Here is an 18,353-nt window from a genome sequence, read left to right as displayed (position 1 = left end):
TCGATATGTCTGTGAAAGACGCAGTCAATTTTCTTCGGGTCACATGGTTCATCGTCAGACCCAGCGCAAACGTCGGAATAACCACCATTGCCCCAGCGCGACCAGCGCCATCAGCAGGCAGGCGACCAGAAATCCGTAGGGGCTGTTGGAAAGCGGAATGCCTCCTACGTTGATCCCCAGCAATCCGGCCAGAAAACTCATCGGCAAGAAGATTCCGGTGATGATCCCGAAGCGGAACATGATGCGATTCATGCGCACGCTCAAGCGCCGGTCTTCGGCCTCCAGCACAAGCCCCACGCGCTCCCGGGTCAATTCGAGCTCTTCCAGGTAACGGGTCAGGCTGTTGTTCAATTCGTTCCAGTAATCGCCATCGTCATCGGCGAACCAAGGCAGCCTGATACGGCTGAGCTGCCCGAAAATATCCCGCTGCGGAGCGAGGAAACGCTTGAGCCCGGCAGCCCTCCGGCGGATCTGCAGGATATTGCTGTGCTCGGGGGTATACCGTTCGTCGGCATCCAGCTTTTCTTCCTCGGCATCGACCACTTCAGAGAGGTCGCTGACCAGATCCTGCACTTTATGGGTCAGGTACTCGGCCATATAAAGGATGAGTTCGGAGGCATTTTTCGGTCCCTTGCCTTCAGCCAACTGCACCAGCAACTCGTCGGTCGCACGCAATGGCCGCAAGCGCAGGGAGATCACCCGTTGGGCAGAGCCGAAAATGCGCACCGAAACCATGTCTTCCGGTTCGGCACCGGGGTTGAGGTTGATGCCCCGCAAAAACAGCAGGAACTCGCAATCCGGCAGCGCCAGCAAGCGCGGCCGGGTGTTTTCCTCGAGTAGAAGGTCACAGCTGAAGCCACTCAGGCCGCTGGATCGGCGCAGCCAGGTCTGGGTCTGCGGATGGCTGCGATCCCAATGCAGCCAAAGGCTTTCTTGGGGTTGCAGCCGCAGGTCGTCCAGTTCAGTTCGGGCAATCGCACGCGCACCACCTTTACCGTCCAACACCAGGGCATGTACCAGCCCCCATTGCGCGTTGTCTTCCTCGAACATCCTCATCCCTTGTTGGTCGACCGTTTATTCAGGCATTTTCAACGGGCTTGGCGAAACGATCACGCCATTGTTGTCGGCGTAGACATACTCGCCCGGACGGAATGTCACCCCGGCGAAAGTCACCGCTACGTTGAGATCGCCAATACCGCGCTTGTCGGTCTTCATCGGGTGGCTGGCCAGCGCCTGGACACCCAGGTCGGTTTGCGCGATCACATCGACGTCACGAATGCAGCCGTAGATCACCAGCCCTTCCCAACCGTTCTTCGCCGCCTTTTCGGCCAGCATATCGCCCAGCAACGCGCGACGCAGGGAACCGCCACCGTCGACCACCAGCACCTTGCCATGGCCCTTGAGCTCGACCTGTTCCTTGACCAGCGAGTTGTCTTCGAAGCATTTGATGGTCACGATTTCGCCGCCGAAGGAATCGCGGCCACCGAAATTGCTGAACATCGGTTCAAGCACCTGCACCAGTTCCGGATAGGCATCGCACAGGTCTGGCGTGAGGTAATGATTCATCGAACAACTCCTGTAATGGAAAGAACACGTCGCGGTGTCGAAATTTGCAGGGTTCATACGAAGAGATACGAGTGCGGCCCCTGAAGGTTTAACTTCGTCCCGGCCCCTCGTTCCTCTATCCGGCCCACCATACGCCGATTTCAGCGGACCGGCTCGGCACGAACAACTTGCCGAACCGCCGACTGAATATGACCAGAACCGCCAAATGCGTCATATCTTAGCCGCAAGCGCCTCGGAACGAAATGCCCTTTTCAGGGCCTACGCACTCAACTCGCGGCAGCCAGTTCGGCACTTGGCGCCAGCAACGCGCTTTGTGGATCCTGCAACCACCGCGCGACCACAGGCCAGACTTCGGCCTGGGCGGCTTTGCTGACCAGCATCTCGACATGGCCGAAATTGCTGCTGAATCCTTGTTCGCGTCCCAGGCAGACAAACTGCTTGTGCTCGGAGCCGATCTGCTCGAGCAGCTTGCGACAAGCCCAGGCAGGGTCCTGATGGTCACCGGTGGCGCTCACCGCCAGTACCGGCATCGACACATCCGACAAACCGGCCCACCAGTCTTTCTTGCCATCGCCAAAACGTCCGAACAGCCCGTACCAGCGCAGGCTCTCCAGCGCCAGGCCAATGGGCTCGTCCTCGGGGCCGCGCTTGAGGCGCGAACCGGAAAGCTGGGCAAAACGCTTGAGGATGAACCGACCGCCCCACTCCACCGCCGGGATTTTCAGCGGCCAATAGGTGCGGCTGACTTGCGAACCGAACAGGGCCACCGACGCCACCGCGGGCTCCCCCAGGTATTGCCCGCCCAAGGCCGCGGCCAGGGTGATACCACCCAGGGAATGGCCGATCCAGTGTGGAATCTGCCCGCTTTGCTCACGCACAAAAGCGCCGATGGCGGGCAGATCGTATTGCGCGTAGTCCGCCACACGGTTCTTGCGATAGTCGGCATTGCGTCGCGACAGGCCGTGGCCACGCATCTCGGGGATCCATACATCGAACCCCTGACGCGCCAGATAAGCCCCCAGGCCGATGCCCTTGGGCGAATACCAGAAACGCCGGTTGGAGAAACTGCCGTGCAGCAGGATCACCGGAACACCGCAGGATTCGGCCTTGTCCGCCATCCCCAGGCGGGTGACAGCCAGTTCGACCGTGGCGTCCGGGCTGTTGCCGGGCTTGAGGCGATAGACATCCTCGCTCAGGTCGCCCCGACGTTCGGCACTGATCAAGGCGACGGGAAATAAGTTGCTGCTGCTTTGCATAATCTTCTTGCACAAAAAAGGGCGGCATCCGGATGGAGCCCGCCCTACTTGAATCTCAAAGCGCCGGCCTGCCCTGGGCTGACCGGCGCTTCATTCCGATCAGACCGCGCCCTGGCCCTCGGCCAGGAAGAACCAGGTTTCCAGCACGGAGTCCGGGTTCAGCGAGACGCTTTCGATCCCCTGCTCCATCAGCCACTTGGCCAGGTCCGGGTGGTCGGATGGCCCCTGGCCGCAGATACCGATGTATTTGCCGGCCTTGTTGCACGCGGCGATGGCATTGGCCAGCAGCTTCTTGACCGCCGGATTACGCTCGTCGAACAGGTGCGCGATGATGCCCGAGTCGCGATCCAGGCCCAGGGTCAACTGGGTCAGGTCGTTGGAGCCGATGGAGAAGCCGTCGAAGTATTCGAGGAACTCTTCGGCCAGGATCGCGTTGGAAGGCAGCTCGCACATCATGATCACGCGCAGGCCGTTGTCACCGCGCTTGAGGCCGTTTTCGGCCAGCAGGTCGACCACCTGGCTGGCTTCGCCCAGGGTGCGGACGAACGGCACCATGATTTCGACGTTGGTCAGGCCCATGTCGTTGCGCACACGCTTGAGGGCGCGGCACTCGAGCTCGAAGCAGTCGCGGAAGGATTCGCTGATGTAACGCGAAGCGCCGCGGAAACCCAGCATCGGGTTTTCTTCTTCAGGCTCGTAGAGTTTGCCGCCGATCAGGTTGGCGTACTCGTTGGACTTGAAGTCCGACAAGCGCACGATGACCTTCTTCGGCCAGAACGCCGCGGCCAGGGTGCTGATGCCTTCGACCAGCTTGTCGACATAGAAGCCGACCGGGTCGTGGTAGCCAGCGATGCGCTTGTCCACGCTTTCCTTGATGTCCAGCGGCAGGCCGGCGTAGTTCAGCAGGGCCTTGGGGTGCACGCCGATCATGCGGTTGATGATGAATTCCAGGCGGGCCAGGCCCACGCCGGCGTTCGGCAGCTGGGCGAAGTCGAAGGCGCGGTCCGGGTTGCCGACGTTCATCATGATCTTGAACGGCAGCTCAGGCATGGCATCGACGGAGTTCTTCTTCACGTCGAAGCCCAGTTCGCCTTCGAAGATGAAGCCGGTGTCGCCTTCGGCACAGGAGACCGTCACGCCCTGGCCGTCTTTCAACAGCTGGGTGGCATTGCCGCAACCGACCACGGCCGGAATTCCCAGCTCGCGGGCGATGATCGCGGCGTGGCAGGTACGACCGCCGCGGTTGGTCACGATGGCGCTGGCGCGCTTCATCACCGGTTCCCAGTCCGGATCGGTCATGTCGGACACCAGTACGTCGCCGACCTGGACCTTATCCATCTCCGACACGTCCTTGATGATCCGCACCTTGCCGGCACCGATGCGCTGGCCGATGGCACGGCCTTCCACCAGCACGGTGCCGGTTTCTTTCAGCAGGTAGCGCTCCATGACGTTGGCCTGGGTGCGGCTCTTCACGGTTTCCGGACGGGCCTGGACGATGTACAGCTTGCCGTCGTCGCCGTCCTTGGCCCATTCGATGTCCATCGGGCACTTGTAGTGCTTCTCGATGATCATGGCCTGCTTGGCCAGCTCGCTGACCTCGGCGTCGGTCAGGCAGAAACGCGCGCGATCGGCCGGGTCGACGTCGACGGTCTTGACCGAGCGACCGGCCTTCGCCTCTTCGCCGTAGATCATCTTGATCGCCTTGCTGCCCAGGTTGCGGCGCAGGATGGCCGGGCGACCGGCTTGCAAGGTGTTCTTGTGGACGTAGAACTCGTCCGGGTTCACGGCGCCCTGGACCACGGTTTCACCCAGGCCGTAGGCGCCAGTGATGAAGACCACGTCACGGAAGCCCGACTCGGTGTCGAGGGTGAACATCACGCCGGCGGTGCCGGTTTCCGAACGGACCATGCGCTGCACGCCAGCGGACAGGGCGACCAGCTTGTGGTCGAAACCCTGGTGCACGCGGTAGGAAATGGCGCGATCGTTGAACAGGGAAGCGAAGACTTCCTTGGCGGCGCGAATGACGTTGTCGACGCCACGGATATTGAGGAAGGTTTCCTGCTGGCCGGCGAAGGAGGCATCCGGCAAGTCTTCGGCGGTGGCCGAGGAGCGTACGGCAACGGCCATGTTCGGGTTGCCCTGGGACATTTCGGCGAACGCGGCACGAATTTCGGTGTTCAGACGCTCGGGGAACTCGGCTTCCATGATCCATTGGCGGATCTGCGCGCCGGTCTTGGCCAGGGCGTTCACGTCATCGACGTCCAGGGCGTCGAGGGCAGCGTGGATCTGGTCGTTCAGACCGCTCAACTCGAGAAAATCACGATAGGCCTGAGCCGTCGTGGCAAAGCCCCCAGGCACCGATACGCCGGCACCTGCGAGGTTACTGATCATCTCGCCCAGGGATGCGTTCTTGCCCCCCACATGCTCTACATCATGGACGCCGAGCTTATCGAGGGAAACTACGTACTCTACCAAGGTGATCTCTCCACTAACTGTGTTGGAAAAGCTCAGAAGCCGGCTACTCGGGGGAGCGCATGCCGGCTGTATGGCCTGGACCTGGAAAATAAGTGAGAATGCGGGCCATTGGAGGCCGGCAAATCGCGCCTATCATATCCAAGATTCGTCACTAGCTTAAGGCCCAAGGTGCAAATGAAACGATCTGCTTTCTTTATCTCCGACGGTACCGGCATCACGGCTGAAACCCTCGGCCAGAGCCTCCTGGCGCAGTTCGAAAACATCACCTTCAGCAAACTCACGCGGCCTTATATCGACAGCGTCGACAAAGCGCGCGCCATGGTACAACAAATCAACATGGCCGCCGAAAAGGACGGATTTCGCCCGATCATCTTCGACACCATCGTCAATCAGGACATCCGTGAGATCCTCGCAACGTCCAATGGTTTCATGATCGATATCTTCTCGACCTTCCTCGCCCCGCTGGAACTGGAGCTGAGCGAGCATTCCTCGTACTCGGTCGGCAAGTCCCATTCGATCGGCGGCAACTCCAACTACATGGAGCGGATCGAGGCCGTGAACTTCGCCCTCGACAACGACGACGGCGCCCGCACCCACTACTACGACAAGGCCGACCTGATCCTGGTGGGCGTGTCGCGCTGCGGCAAGACGCCAACCTGCCTGTACATGGCCATGCAATTCGGCATCCGCGCTGCCAACTACCCGCTGACCGAAGACGACATGGAGCGCCTGCAGTTGCCGGCCGCCCTGCGCGCCCACCAGCACAAGCTGTTCGGCCTGACCATCGACCCCGACCGGCTCACCGCCATCCGTAACGAACGCAAGCCCAACAGCCGCTATTCGAGCTACGCCCAGTGCGAGTTCGAGGTGCGCGAGGTGGAAAACCTGTTCCGTCGCGAGAACATTCCGCACATCAATTCCACGCATTTTTCGGTGGAAGAGATCTCGGCCAAGATCCTGGTGGAAAAAGGCGTCGAACGGCGTTTCAAATAAGTTTTTTTCCGACAGAAGGCGGACCGAACCGACGGTCCGCCTTGCCCTTCAGATCACCCACAGCTCCAGGAACCGATGCACCGCCGTGGCCTCCAGCCGCGCCTGATCCTTGCACAAGGCGAAGATCTGCGCCGAACGCTGGGCGGTGAAGCGCGTGGCGAGATTGGCCTTGAACTTGGCCTCCAGCAACGGAATACCCTCGGCGCGACGCCGGCGATGGCCGAGCGGGTACTCCACCACCACCTGTTCGGTAGCCGAACCGTCCTTGAAGAACACCTGCAACGCGTTGGCGATGGAGCGCTTGTCGGCTTCCAGGTACTCGCGGGTGAAACGTGGCTCCTCGACGATCTGCATCTTCTCGCGCAACTGATCGATGATCGGATGGGCGGCGTGGAACGCGTCCTCATAGTGCTCGGCCACCAGGTTGCCGAACGCCAGCGGCACCGCGGTCATGTACTGCAGGCAATGGTCGCGGTCGGCGGCGTTGGCCAGCGGACCGACCTTGGAAATGATGCGAATCGCCGACTCATGGGTGGTGATGACGATCCGGTCGATCTCATGCAGGCGATCCTTGACCAGCGGGTGCAGGGTGACCGCGGCCTCGCAGGCGGTTTGCGCATGGAACTCGGCCGGGAAGCTGATCTTGAACAGCACATTCTCCATCACATAGCTGCCGTACTTCTGCGAGAAGCTGAAGCGCCGCCGGTCCTGCGGCTTGAGCGCCAGGTCCTTGTTGGTATGGCTGAACAGCACGTCGTAGAAGCCCCACTGCGGCGCGCTCAATACCCCCGGAATGCCCATTTCGCCGCGCAGGGCAATGTCCGCCAGGCGCACACCGCGACTGGAGGCGTCCCCCGCCGCCCAGGACTTGCGCGAACCGGCGTTCGGCGCATGGCGGTAGGTACGCAGCGCCTGGCCGTCGACAAAGGCCTGGGACAGGGCCGCCAGCAGTTGCTCGCGGTTGGCGCCCAGCAATTTGGCGGCGACCGCGGTCGAGGCGACTTTCACCAGCAGCACATGGTCCAGCCCGACCCGGTTGAAGGCGTTTTCCAGGGCAATCACCCCCTGGATTTCATGGGCCATGATCATGGCCTCGAGCACGCTGCGCATGGTCAGCGGCGCCTCGCCGTTGGCCGCGCGTTTTTGCGAGAGGTGATCGGCCACCGCGAGAATGCCACCGAGATTGTCGGATGGATGCCCCCACTCGGCGGCGAGCCAGGTGTCGTTGTAGTCCAGCCAGCGGACGATGCAGCCGATGTCCCAGGCCGCCTTGACCGGGTCCAGGCGCCAACTCGTGCCCGGCACCCGCGCGCCGAACGGCACGACCGTGCCCTCCACTATCGGCCCCAGGTGCTTGGTGCATTCGGGAAAACGCAGGGCCAGCAGGCCGCAGCCGAGGGTGTCCATCAAGCAGTTGCGCGCGGTATCCAGGGCCTCGCGGGACTCGATCCGGTAGTCCAGGACGTAGTCGGCGATGTCCTGCAGGACCTGGTCGTAATCGGGGCGGTCGTTCAGATCGACATTGGCGCTCATGGCAGTTCACTCCATCAAGGGTTTGGGGGTGGTTGCATCCTCGAGGTCAGGCTGATCGGGTGATTTTTATAATCCCTATTGTAGGAGCGAGCTTGCTCGCGATGACGGATGGACTGTCGACATCGATGGCCAGCCGGGTATCGCTATCGCGAGCAAGCTCGCTCCTACAAGGGTGGTGTATTTCTTAGAAAGCGTCGCCGGGAACACGTACCCAGCCTTCCATCAGGACCCGCGCGCTGCGGCTCATGATGGCCTTGGTCACACTCCATTCGCCGTTGTCCTGCACGGCTTCCGCGCCGACCCGCAAGGTCCCCGACGGGTGACCGAAACGCACCGCGCTGCGCTCGCCGCCACCGGCCGCCAGGTTGACCAGGGTGCCGGGGATCGCCGCCGCGGTGCCGATGGCCACCGCGGCGGTGCCCATCATCGCGTGGTGCAGCTTGCCCATGGACAGCGCGCGCACCAGCAGATCGACATCGCCGGCTTGCACCGCCTTGCCGCTGGAGGCCTGGTAATCCGCGGGTGGCGCGACAAAGGCGACCTTCGGCGTGTGCTGGCGCTTGGCCGCTTCGTCCAGGTGCTGGATCAGCCCCATGCGCAGCGCGCCATGGGCGCGAATGGTCTCGAACATCGCCAGCGCCTTGGGGTCGCCGTTGATATCGCCTTGCAACTCGGTGCCGCGATAACCGACGTCGCCGGCATTGATGAAGATGGTTGGGATCCCGGCATTGATCAGGGTCGCCTTGAATGTACCGACGCCCGGCACCTCCAGGTCGTCCACCAGGTTGCCGGTGGGGAACATCGAACCGCCGGCGCCCTCTTCCTCGGCCGCCGGGTCCAGGAACTCCAGCTGCACCTCGGCTGCCGGGAAGGTCACGCCGTCCAGTTCGAAATCGCCGGTTTCCTGCACCGCGCCGTTGCTCATCGGCACATGGGCGATGATGGTCTTGCCGATATTGGCCTGCCAGATACGCACCACGGCCACGCCATTCTGCGGAACACGCTCGGCCGCCACCAGGCCGCTGCTGATAGCGAAGGAGCCGACCGCCGCCGACAGGTTGCCGCAATTGCCGCTCCAGTCGACGAAAGGCTTGTCGATGGCCACCTGGCCGAACAGGTAATCCACGTCGTGATCGGGCTTGATGCTTTTCGACAGGATCACCGTCTTGCTGGTGCTGGACGTGGCGCCGCCCATGCCGTCGATCTGCTTGTCATAGGGGTCGGGGCTACCGATCACCCGCAGCAGCAACGCATCGCGGGCCGCGCCCGGCAACTGCGCAGCCTCGGGCAGGTCTTGCAGGTTGAAGAACACGCCCTTGCTGGTGCCGCCGCGCATGTAGGTGGCGGGAATCTTGATCTGAGGTACGAAAGCCATGGATTTCTGGTCCTGATAAAGACCGAGGGCGGCGCCTTGCGGCCCGCCCCCGGTACGTCACTTAACTGGCGACAGCCGATTCAAGGAAGTCCTGGGCAAAGCGTTGCAGCACGCCGCCCGCCTCGTAGATCGAGACCTCCTCGGCGGTGTCGAGACGGCAGGTCACCGGCACCTCGATCCGCTCGCCGTTCTTGCGGTGGATCACCAGGGTCAGGGTCGCCCGCGGCTTGCGCTCGCCCACCACATCGAAGGTTTCGGTGCCGTCGATGCCCAGGGTCTTGCGATCGGTGCCCGGCTTGAACTCCAGCGGCAACACGCCCATGCCCACCAGGTTGGTACGGTGGATACGCTCGAAGCCTTCGGCGGCGATGGCCTCCACACCGGCCAGGCGCACGCCCTTGGCCGCCCAGTCACGGGACGAGCCCTGGCCGTAGTCGGCACCGGCGATGATGATCAGCGGCTGCTTGCGCTGCATGTAGGTTTCGATCGCTTCCCACATCCGCGTGACCTGGCCTTCCGGCTCGATCCGCGCCAGCGAGCCCTGCTTGACCTTGCCGCCTTCCTGGACCATTTCGTTGAACAGTTTCGGGTTGGCGAAGGTCGCGCGCTGGGCGGTCAGGTGGTCGCCGCGGTGGGTCGCGTAGGAGTTGAAGTCCTCTTCCGGCAGGCCCATTTTCGCCAGGTACTCGCCGGCCGCGCTGTCCAGCATGATGGCGTTGGACGGCGACAGGTGATCGGTGGTGATGTTGTCCGGCAGCACCGCCAGCGGGCGCATGCCGGTCAGGCTGCGCGCACCGGCCAGGGCGCCTTCCCAGTACGGCGGACGGCGGATGTAGGTGCTCATCTCGCGCCAGTCGTACAGCGGCTCGACCTTCGGCCCGGTGTCTTCATGGACGGCGAACATCGGGATGTACACCTGGCGGAACTGCTCCGGTTTCACCGAAGCCTTGACCACCGCGTCGATCTCTTCGTCGCTCGGCCAGATGTCCTTGAGGCGGATTTCCTTGCCGCTGGCGTCCAGGCCCAGCACGTCCTTCTCGATGTCGAAACGGATGGTCCCGGCAATCGCATAGGCCACCACCAGCGGCGGCGACGCAAGGAACGCCTGCTTGGCATAGGGGTGGATGCGTCCGTCGAAGTTGCGGTTGCCCGACAGCACGGCGGTGGCATACAGGTCGCGGTCGATGATCTCTTTCTGGATCACCGGGTCCAGGGCGCCGGACATGCCGTTGCACGTGGTGCAGGCAAAGGCCACGACGCCGAAGCCCAGTTGCTCCAGTTCATGGGTCAGGCCGGCTTCGTCCAGGTACATGGCTACGGTCTTGGAACCCGGCGCCAGTGACGACTTGACCCAGGGCTTGCGGGTCAGGCCGAGCTTGTTGGCATTGCGCGCCAGCAAGCCGGCGGCGATCACGTTGCGCGGGTTGCTGGTGTTGGTGCAGCTGGTGATGGCGGCAATGATCACCGCGCCGTCGGGCATCTGCCCCGGCACCTCCTGCCACTGGCCGGCGATGCCCTTGGCCGCCAGGTCGCTGGTGGCTACCCGGGCGTGGGGGTTGCTCGGACCCGCCATGTTGCGCACCACCGAGGACAAATCGAAGCGCAAGCCGCGCTCGTATTGCGCGCCTTTCAGGCTGTCGGCCCACAGGCCGGTCTGCTTGGCATAGGTTTCGACCAGTTGCACCTGCTGCTCTTCGCGGCCAGTGAGCTTGAGGTAGTCGATGGTCTGCTGGTCGATGTAGAACATCGCCGCGGTGGCGCCGTATTCCGGGGCCATGTTGGAGATGGTCGCGCGGTCGCCCAGGGTCAACGCCGCGGCGCCTTCGCCGAAGAACTCCAGGTAGGCGCCGACCACCTTCTGCTGGCGCAGGAATTCGGTCAGCGCCAGCACCATGTCGGTGGCGGTGATGCCCGGTTGCAGCTTGCCGCTCAGCTCGACGCCGACGATTTCCGGCAGGCGCATCCAGGACGCGCGGCCGAGCATCACACTCTCGGCTTCCAGGCCGCCGACACCGATGGCGATCACGCCCAGGGCATCCACGTGCGGGGTGTGGCTGTCGGTGCCGACGCAGGTGTCGGGGAACGCCACGCCGTCGCGGGCCTGGATCACCGGCGACATTTTCTCCAGGTTGATCTGGTGCATGATGCCGTTGCCCGGCGGAATCACGTCGACGTTCTTGAAGGCCTTCTTGGTCCAGTTGATGAAGTGGAAACGGTCTTCGTTGCGCCGGTCTTCCACGGCGCGGTTCTTGGCGAACGCGTCCGGGTCGAAGCCGCCGCATTCCACCGCCAGCGAGTGGTCGACGATCAACTGGGTCGGCACCACCGGATTGACCTGGGCCGGGTCGCCGCCCTGGTCGGCGATGGCATCGCGCAGGCCGGCCAGGTCCACCAGGGCGGTCTGGCCGAGAATGTCGTGGCACACCACGCGCGCCGGGAACCACGGGAAGTCGAGGTCGCGCTTGCGCTCGATCAACTGTTTCAGGGAAGCGTTCAGGGTCGCCGGATCGCAGCGACGCACCAGGTTTTCCGCGAGCACCCGCGAGGTGTACGGCAGGGTGTCGTAGGCACCGGGCTGGATCGCCTCGACGGCCGCGCGGGTGTCGAAATAGTCCAGGCGGGTGCCGGGTAACGGTTTACGGAATTCAGTGTTCATCGTCAGGACTCGGTCACGGTGATTGCAAAAGGCGGTGCTGGCCTGGAACCGCTCCCCCTGCAGGAACGAAGCTTGCTCGCGATAGCGGTGTAACGGCTGACATCGCCGTTGAATGTCACGCCGTCTTCGCGGGCAAGCCTCGCTCCTACAGGGCTCTGGGTTTAGCCGGCAAGAGCACCATTCAGCGACGTTCGATTGGCACGAACTTGCGCTGTTCGACGCCGACGTACTCGGCGCTTGGGCGGATGATGCGGTTGTTGGCGCGCTGCTCGAACACGTGGGCCGCCCAGCCGGTCAGGCGCGAGCAGACGAAGATCGGGGTGAACAGTTTGGTCGGGATGCCCATGAAGTGGTACGCCGAGGCATGGTAGAAGTCGGCGTTGGGGAACAGCTTCTTCTGCTCCCACATGGTCTTGTCGATGGCTTCGGAGACCGGGAACAACACCTTGTCCCCGACTTCGTCGGCGAGCTTTTTCGACCAGCCCTTGATCACCTCGTTGCGCGGGTCGCTGTCTTTGTAGATCGCATGACCGAAGCCCATGATCTTGTCCTTGCGCTCGAGCATGCCGAGGGTGCCCTTGATCGCCTCCTCAGACGAACCGAAACGCTCGATCATTTCCATCGCCGCCTCGTTGGCGCCGCCGTGCAGCGGGCCGCGCAGCGAACCGATGGCCGCGGTGATGCAGGAATACAGGTCCGACAGGGTCGAGGCGCAGACCCGGGCGGTGAAGGTCGAAGCGTTGAACTCGTGCTCGGCATAGAGAATCAGCGAGACGTTCATCACCTTGACGTGCAACTCGCTCGGCTTCTTGCCGTGCAGCAGGTGCAGGAAGTGGCTGCCGATGCAGGGTTCGTCGGTCACGCACTCGATGCGCTGGCCTTGGTGGCTGAAGCGGTACCAGTAGCACATGATCGCCGGGAAGGCAGCCAGCAGGCGGTCGGTCTTGTCGCGCTGTTCGGAGAAGTCCTGCTCCGGCTCGATATTGCCGAGGAACGAGCAGCCGGTGCGCATCACATCCATCGGATGGGCGTCGGCGGGAATGCGTTCCAGCACTTCCTTCAGCGCCTGCGGCAGGTCGCGCAGCGTGCTCAGCTTGCGGGTGTAGGCATCCAGTTGTGCCCGGGTCGGCAGCTCGCCGTACAGCAGCAGGTAGGCCACTTCCTCGAATTGGGCGTCGGCCGCCAGTTCACGCACATCGTAGCCACGGTAGGTCAGTCCGGCACCGGCCTGGCCCACGGTGGACAACGCGGTCTGTCCGGCCACCTGGCCGCGCAGGCCAGCCCCACTCAATACTTTTGCTTCGGCCATTGCTCTCTCCAATCTTGAATTTGTTAGGGAATCGGCAAATCGTCACAACCCGTGCCGCTCAGCCCTTCTTCTGGGCGAACAGCGCGTCGAGCTTCTGCTCGAAGGTGTGGTAGTCGATGCGGTCGTACAGCTCCATGCGGGTCTGCATGGTGTCGATCACGTTCTGCTGGGTGCCGTCGCGGCGGATCGCGGTGTAGACGTTTTCCGCCGCCTTGTTCATGGCGCGGAACGCCGACAGCGGGTACAGCACCAGGGAAACATCCACGGATTTCAGCTGTTCGGTGGTGTACAGCGGCGTGGCGCCGAATTCGGTGATGTTGGCCAGGATCGGCGCTTTCACCCGGCTGGCGAAGATCTTGTACATCTCCAGTTCAGTGATGGCTTCCGGGAACACCATGTCGGCGCCGGCTTCGATGCAGGCGGCGGCACGCTCCAGGGCCGACTCCAGCCCTTCCACCGCCAGGGCGTCGGTGCGGGCCATGATCACGAAGCTGTCGTCGGTGCGGGCATCCACCGCGGCCTTGATGCGGTCGACCATTTCCTGCTGGGACACGATCTCCTTGTTCGGACGGTGGCCGCAGCGCTTGGCGCCGACCTGGTCCTCGATGTGGATCGCCGCCGCGCCGAACTTGATCATCGACTTGACGGTACGCGCCACGTTGAACGCCGACGAACCGAAGCCGGTGTCCACGTCCACCAGCAACGGCAGGTCGCAGACGTCGGTGATGCGGCGTACGTCGGTCAGCACGTCGTCGAGCCCGGTAATACCCAGGTCCGGCACACCGAGGGAGCCGGCCGCGACCCCGCCGCCGGACAGGTAGATCGCCTTGAAGCCGGCGCGCTTGGCCAGCAGCGCATGGTTGGCGTTGATCGCGCCGACCACCTGCAAGGGTCGTTCGCTGGCGACCGCATCGCGAAAGCGCTGGCCTGGGGTGCTCTTGTTGTTGGAACTCATGACTCACCTCTTTAGGGGGCGCACTCTGGAAAGTGACGGGCAATGTTGCGTTTGGAAGCGCCGATGTGACGACGCATCAACAACTCGGCCAGTTCGCCGTCGCGATCGGCAATGGCATCGAGAATCCGGTGGTGCTCGGCGAACGCCTGGTGCGGGCGGTTGGGCGTGGCGGAAAACTGGATGCGGTACATGCGCACCAATTGATACAGCTCGCCGCAGAGCATCTGCGTGAGGGTGCGGTTGCCCGCGCCCTGGATGATCCGGTAATGGAAGTCGAAATCGCCTTCCTGCTGGTAGTAGCCGACCCCGGCCTGGAACGCCGCATCGCGCTCGTGGGTCTCGAGGACCCGGCGCAACTCGTCGATTTCCTCGGTCGTCATGCGCTCGGCGGCCAGGCGGCAGGCCATGCCCTCCAGCGACTCGCGGATCTCGTAGAGTTCGATCAGCTCGGCGTGGCTCAGGGACACCACCCGCGCGCCCACATGCGGCACCCGCACCAGCAGGCGCTGGCCTTCCAGGCGGTGGATCGCTTCGCGCAGCGGCCCACGGCTGATGCCATAGGTGCGCGCCAGCTCCGGTTCGGAAATCTTGCTGCCCGGGGCGATTTCGCCTTTGACGATGGCCGCCTGGATACGCCTGAAGACGTTTTCGGACAAGGTTTCCGAATCGTCCTGGGTGACGCCGGGGGGATCGAGCTGATCCAGCATATTGTCGACACCTTCAAAATCAATTCGACAAAAACTAGCTAACAGCAGGCTTTCAGTCAAAGGAAAAATAGATATTGTCGACAATCGTCTAATAACCCTTTGCACCAGGCTGGCGCAAAACCCCGGCCCCGCCGCTGGCGCGCCCAAACCAGCATGCTAGAATGCCGCCCGCATTTGCCTGTCCTGATTAGTAAGGCAGCACACGAGGGAGCTTGCGCAGCAATGCCGGTCGCCTTGAACTGAAGAACCCATGCAACGCACCAGGATCTATGACACTCAAGGCCTTCTCCATACTGCTCTGCCTGCTCGGCCTGCCGGGCCTGAGCGCCGCCGCCGGCAAGACCGTCTACGGCCTGAATGAATACGCCAGACTGGACGGGATCGACCTGGAAGTCGCCGCCAAGCTCGACACCGGCGCCAAGACCGCCTCCCTCAGCGCCCGCGATATCAAGCGTTTCAAGCGCAACGGCGAATCCTGGGTACGCTTCTACCTGGCCATCGACACCGCCCATTCCCACCCCATCGAGCGGCCGCTGGCACGCGTCAGCAAGATCAAGCGACGCGCCGGTGACTACGACCCCGAAGAAGACAACAAGAAGTACACCGCGCGCCCGGTCATCGAACTGGATATCTGCATGGGCACGGCCCTGCGCAGCATCGAAGTGAACCTGACCGACCGCAGTGCCTTCCAATACCCGCTGCTGATCGGCTCCGAAGCGCTCAAGCGCTTCGATGCGCTGGTCGACCCCAGTCTAAAATACGCTGCTGGCAAACCTGCCTGCGCCACCGACGCTCATACCGCAGAGTAATTCCAATGCGCTCTCTTACCCTCCATCTGAAAGTCCTGATCGCCATCCTGGTGGTGCTGGGTATTTCGGTCACGGCCTATCAGATCTTCGTGCTGGGCATCCCGGTGACCGAAGACGCCACCGACGACCTGTGGAATATCGATGCCAAGGTCGAATTCGTCGCCAACGCCAAGGATCCGATCAAGATCCAGATGTTCGTGCCGCCGCTGAGCCGCGACTATGTCAGCCTGAACGAGAGCTTCATCTCCAATAACTACGGGGTGGCGGTGAACCGCGTCGACGGCAACCGCAAGGTCACCTGGTCGGCCCGCCGCGCCAAGGGCAACCAGACCCTCTACTACCGCCTGGTCCTGACCAAGCGCTACAGCGCCGAAAAAGCCAAGATCAAGGGCCCGACCTTCCGCGACAGCCTCGCCGTCGAAGGCCCGGAAAAAATCGCCGCCGAAGCCCTGCTCGCGCCGATCCGCCAGCATTCGGCCGACGTCGAGACCTTCATCAGCGAAGCCATCAAGCGCGTCAACAACAGTAACGACGACAACGCCAAGATGCTCCTGGCGGGCGATCCGTCGCCGGCGAACAAGGCCAAGATCGTCGACCTGCTGCTGTCCATCGCCCACGTGCCGATGGAGAAGGTCCACACCATCCGCCTGGTGGCCGACCAGCCACAGGCGCCCGAGCTGTGGCTGCGCAGCTTCAACGGCACCGACTGGCTGTACTTCAACCCGGAAACCGGCGAGCAGGGCCTGCCCAGCGACCGCCTGCTGTGGTGGACCGGCGACGACAACCTGATCACCGTCGACGGCGGCAAGAAAGCCACTGTCACCTTCAGCCTGAACAACAGCGAAATGAACGCCATTCGCCTGGCCAAGCTGACCGACGAGAACACCGACGCCAACTTCCTCGAATACTCGCTGTACGGCCTGCCGCTGCAGACCCAGCAGACCTTCATGATCATGGTGATGATCCCGATCGGCGTGCTGGTGATCCTGGTGCTGCGCAACCTGATCGGCCTGCAGACCCTGGGTACCTTCACCCCGGTGCTGATCGCCCTGGCCTTCCGCGAAACCCAGCTGGGCTTCGGCATCGTGCTGTTCACGGTGATCACCGCGCTCGGGCTGTCGCTCAGGTCCTACCTGGAACACCTGAAGCTGCAGATGCTGCCGAGGCTGTCGGTGGTGCTGACCTTCGTCGTGGTGCTGATCGCCGCCATCAGTCTGTTCAGCCACAAGCTCGGCCTGGAACGCGGCCTGTCGGTGGCCCTGTTCCCGATGGTGATCCTGACCATGACCATCGAACGCCTGTCCATCACCTGGGAAGAACGCGGCGCCGGCCACGCGATGAAAGTCGCCATCGGCACGCTGTTCGCCGCGTCCCTGGCGCACCTGATCATGAGCGTGCCGGAGCTGGTCTACTTCGTCTTCACCTTCCCGGCGATGCTGCTGATCCTGGTGGGCTTCATGCTGGCGATGGGTCGCTACCGCGGCTACCGCCTGACCGAGCTCATGCGGTTCAAAGCCTTCGTCAAGGCTGACTCCTGATGTTCGGCCTGTGGAAGACCTGGAAGGCCCTGGAAGCCCGGGGCATCATGGGGATCAATCGGCGTAACGCGGACTACGTGCTCAAGTACAACAAGCGCAGCCTGTACCCGATCGTCGACGACAAGATCATCACCAAGGAACGCGCGATCAAGGCCGGCATTCACGTGCCGGAACTGTATGGCGTGATCTCCACCGAGAAGGAAATCGACAAGCTCGACGATATCATCGGCGGGCGCAACGACTTCGTGATCAAGCCGGCGCAAGGCGCCGGCGGCGACGGCATCCTGGTGATCGCCGACCGCTTCGAGGGGCGTTACCGCACCGTCTCCGGGAAGATCATCAGCCATGAGGAAATCGAGCATCAGATCTCCAGCATCCTCACCGGCCTGTATTCCCTGGGCGGCCACCGCGACCGCGCGCTGATCGAATACCGGGTGACCCCCGACCAGATCTTCAAGAGCATCAGCTACGAAGGCGTGCCGGACATCCGCATCATCGTGCTCATGGGCTACCCGGTGATGGCCATGCTGCGCCTGCCGACTCGCCAGTCCGGCGGCAAGGCCAACCTGCACCAGGGCGCCATCGGCGTCGGCGTCGACCTGGCCACCGGCCTGACCCTGCGCGGCACCTGGCTGAACAACATCATCACCAAGCACCCGGACACCACCAACGCGGTGGACGGCGTGCAACTGCCCTACTGGGACGGCTTCATGAAGCTGGCGGCCGGCTGCTACGAGTTGTGCGGCCTGGGCTACATCGGCGTCGACATGGTGCTGGACCAGGAAAAGGGCCCGCTGATCCTCGAGCTCAACGCCCGCCCCGGCCTGAACATCCAGATCGCCAACGACTGCGGCCTGACCCAGCGCACCCACGCCGTCGAAGCCCACCTGGAAGAGCTCAAGGCGCGCGGCATCCAGGAAAGCGTCGAGGAGCGCGTGCAATTCGCCCAGGACCTGTTCGGCCATATCCCCGCGGTGGAAGGCTGAGCCACCGCCGCGCCCACTGGATAACCCTGCCGGGGCAGGTGTAGCCGCTGCCGAGCCCCGGCGAGGCTGCGATCGGGTGGGCGGCATTCCGACGCAGCCCCGTAAACTGCCGCTCGGTGTGCCTGACCTGCACGGTCGTCTGCTTTGGCGACCGCTACGCGATCGATCGCAGCCTCGCCGGGGCTCGGCAGCGGC

The 18,353-nt window shown here is 63.1% G+C and carries 14 protein-coding genes; 4 read left to right on the top strand and 10 right to left on the bottom strand.

The window, feature by feature from the left end:
* Nucleotides 1–54: 54 nt before the first annotated feature.
* From TO66_RS09600 to ppsA, 4 genes are all read right to left on the bottom strand, one after another.
* Complete coding sequence (locus TO66_RS09600; RefSeq protein WP_044462113.1) at nucleotides 55–1,050, bottom strand: zinc transporter ZntB; 996 nt, start codon at nucleotides 1,048–1,050, stop codon at nucleotides 55–57.
* Between the two features lie 24 nt (nucleotides 1,051–1,074).
* Entirely contained in the window at nucleotides 1,075–1,566 is a 492-nt protein-coding gene (gene rraA, locus TO66_RS09595; RefSeq protein WP_044462112.1) for a ribonuclease E activity regulator RraA, read from the bottom strand.
* Nucleotides 1,567–1,832: 266 nt separating this feature from the next.
* Nucleotides 1,833–2,822, bottom strand: a complete 990-nt coding sequence (locus tag TO66_RS09590; RefSeq protein ID WP_044462111.1) for an alpha/beta fold hydrolase — start codon at nucleotides 2,820–2,822, stop codon at nucleotides 1,833–1,835.
* A gap of 99 nt (nucleotides 2,823–2,921) precedes the next feature.
* Nucleotides 2,922–5,297, bottom strand: a complete 2,376-nt coding sequence (gene ppsA, locus TO66_RS09585; protein ID WP_044462110.1) for a phosphoenolpyruvate synthase — start codon at nucleotides 5,295–5,297, stop codon at nucleotides 2,922–2,924.
* 174 nt (nucleotides 5,298–5,471) lie between these two features.
* Between ppsA and TO66_RS09580 the strand changes: the two genes are divergently transcribed.
* Nucleotides 5,472–6,290, top strand: a complete 819-nt coding sequence (locus tag TO66_RS09580; protein ID WP_044462109.1) for a pyruvate, water dikinase regulatory protein — start codon at nucleotides 5,472–5,474, stop codon at nucleotides 6,288–6,290.
* A 48-nt stretch (nucleotides 6,291–6,338) separates the two neighbouring features.
* On the opposite strand, the gene prpD is transcribed toward TO66_RS09580, so the two are convergent.
* From prpD to TO66_RS09550, 6 genes are all read right to left on the bottom strand, one after another.
* Nucleotides 6,339–7,823: a 2-methylcitrate dehydratase gene (gene prpD / locus TO66_RS09575; RefSeq protein WP_044462108.1), complete on the bottom strand. Its 1,485-nt coding sequence runs from the start codon at nucleotides 7,821–7,823 to the stop codon at nucleotides 6,339–6,341.
* A gap of 184 nt (nucleotides 7,824–8,007) precedes the next feature.
* Nucleotides 8,008–9,198, bottom strand: a complete 1,191-nt coding sequence (prpF, locus tag TO66_RS09570; protein WP_044462107.1) for a 2-methylaconitate cis-trans isomerase PrpF — start codon at nucleotides 9,196–9,198, stop codon at nucleotides 8,008–8,010.
* A 61-nt stretch (nucleotides 9,199–9,259) separates the two neighbouring features.
* Nucleotides 9,260–11,854, bottom strand: coding sequence for a Fe/S-dependent 2-methylisocitrate dehydratase AcnD (gene acnD / locus TO66_RS09565; protein ID WP_044462106.1), 2,595 nt, complete (start codon nucleotides 11,852–11,854; stop codon nucleotides 9,260–9,262).
* 181 nt (nucleotides 11,855–12,035) lie between these two features.
* Complete coding sequence (gene prpC, locus TO66_RS09560; RefSeq protein WP_044462105.1) at nucleotides 12,036–13,163, bottom strand: 2-methylcitrate synthase; 1,128 nt, start codon at nucleotides 13,161–13,163, stop codon at nucleotides 12,036–12,038.
* Nucleotides 13,164–13,221: 58 nt separating this feature from the next.
* Nucleotides 13,222–14,118: a methylisocitrate lyase gene (gene prpB, locus TO66_RS09555; protein WP_044462104.1), complete on the bottom strand. Its 897-nt coding sequence runs from the start codon at nucleotides 14,116–14,118 to the stop codon at nucleotides 13,222–13,224.
* Nucleotides 14,119–14,129: 11 nt separating this feature from the next.
* The gene (locus tag TO66_RS09550) at nucleotides 14,130–14,825 is read right to left on the bottom strand and encodes a GntR family transcriptional regulator (RefSeq protein ID WP_044462103.1); all 696 of its coding nucleotides are present in this window, start codon (nucleotides 14,823–14,825) and stop codon (nucleotides 14,130–14,132) included.
* A 269-nt stretch (nucleotides 14,826–15,094) separates the two neighbouring features.
* Here TO66_RS09550 and TO66_RS09545 point away from each other — a divergent pair, with 269 nt between their 5' ends.
* Genes TO66_RS09545 through TO66_RS09535 form a run of 3 tightly spaced genes read left to right on the top strand, consistent with a single transcriptional unit; the run spans nucleotide 15,095 to nucleotide 18,158 of the window.
* On the top strand, nucleotides 15,095–15,634 hold the full coding sequence (locus TO66_RS09545; protein WP_044462102.1) for an ATP-dependent zinc protease: 540 nt from the start codon (nucleotides 15,095–15,097) through the stop codon (nucleotides 15,632–15,634).
* A 5-nt stretch (nucleotides 15,635–15,639) separates the two neighbouring features.
* Complete coding sequence (locus TO66_RS09540) at nucleotides 15,640–17,172, top strand: inactive transglutaminase family protein (RefSeq protein WP_044462101.1); 1,533 nt, start codon at nucleotides 15,640–15,642, stop codon at nucleotides 17,170–17,172.
* Nucleotides 17,172–18,158: an alpha-L-glutamate ligase-like protein gene (locus TO66_RS09535; protein WP_044462100.1), complete on the top strand. Its 987-nt coding sequence runs from the start codon at nucleotides 17,172–17,174 to the stop codon at nucleotides 18,156–18,158. The genes TO66_RS09540 and TO66_RS09535 overlap by 1 nt, the downstream gene beginning before the upstream one ends.
* Nucleotides 18,159–18,353: the final 195 nt, after the last annotated feature.

The sequence above is a fragment of the Pseudomonas sp. MRSN 12121 genome, from assembly GCF_000931465.1.
In the GTDB taxonomy this organism is placed as follows: Bacteria; Pseudomonadota; Gammaproteobacteria; order Pseudomonadales; family Pseudomonadaceae; genus Aquipseudomonas.
The sequence above is the reverse complement of the archived record's forward strand: the minus strand, read 5'-3'. Positions and strand labels throughout refer to the sequence as shown.

Bases quoted from the DNA above. Each gene is read 5' to 3' on its own strand.
- TO66_RS09545 (WP_044462102.1), top strand. From the start codon at position 15,095: ATGACACTCAAGGCCTTCTCCATACTGCTCTGCCTGCTCGGCCTGCCG.
- TO66_RS09550 (WP_044462103.1), bottom strand. From the start codon at position 14,825: ATGCTGGATCAGCTCGATCCCCCCGGCGTCACCCAGGACGATTCGGAA.
- prpC (WP_044462105.1), bottom strand. From the start codon at position 13,163: ATGGCCGAAGCAAAAGTATTGAGTGGGGCTGGCCTGCGCGGCCAGGTG.
- TO66_RS09540 (WP_044462101.1), top strand. From the start codon at position 15,640: ATGCGCTCTCTTACCCTCCATCTGAAAGTCCTGATCGCCATCCTGGTG.
- TO66_RS09535 (WP_044462100.1), top strand. From the start codon at position 17,172: ATGTTCGGCCTGTGGAAGACCTGGAAGGCCCTGGAAGCCCGGGGCATC.
- prpF (WP_044462107.1), bottom strand. From the start codon at position 9,198: ATGGCTTTCGTACCTCAGATCAAGATTCCCGCCACCTACATGCGCGGC.
- prpD (WP_044462108.1), bottom strand. From the start codon at position 7,823: ATGAGCGCCAATGTCGATCTGAACGACCGCCCCGATTACGACCAGGTC.
- TO66_RS09590 (WP_044462111.1), bottom strand. From the start codon at position 2,822: ATGCAAAGCAGCAGCAACTTATTTCCCGTCGCCTTGATCAGTGCCGAA.
- TO66_RS09600 (WP_044462113.1), bottom strand. From the start codon at position 1,050: ATGTTCGAGGAAGACAACGCGCAATGGGGGCTGGTACATGCCCTGGTG.
- TO66_RS09580 (WP_044462109.1), top strand. From the start codon at position 5,472: ATGAAACGATCTGCTTTCTTTATCTCCGACGGTACCGGCATCACGGCT.
- acnD (WP_044462106.1), bottom strand. From the start codon at position 11,854: ATGAACACTGAATTCCGTAAACCGTTACCCGGCACCCGCCTGGACTAT.
- rraA (WP_044462112.1), bottom strand. From the start codon at position 1,566: ATGAATCATTACCTCACGCCAGACCTGTGCGATGCCTATCCGGAACTG.
- prpB (WP_044462104.1), bottom strand. From the start codon at position 14,118: ATGAGTTCCAACAACAAGAGCACCCCAGGCCAGCGCTTTCGCGATGCG.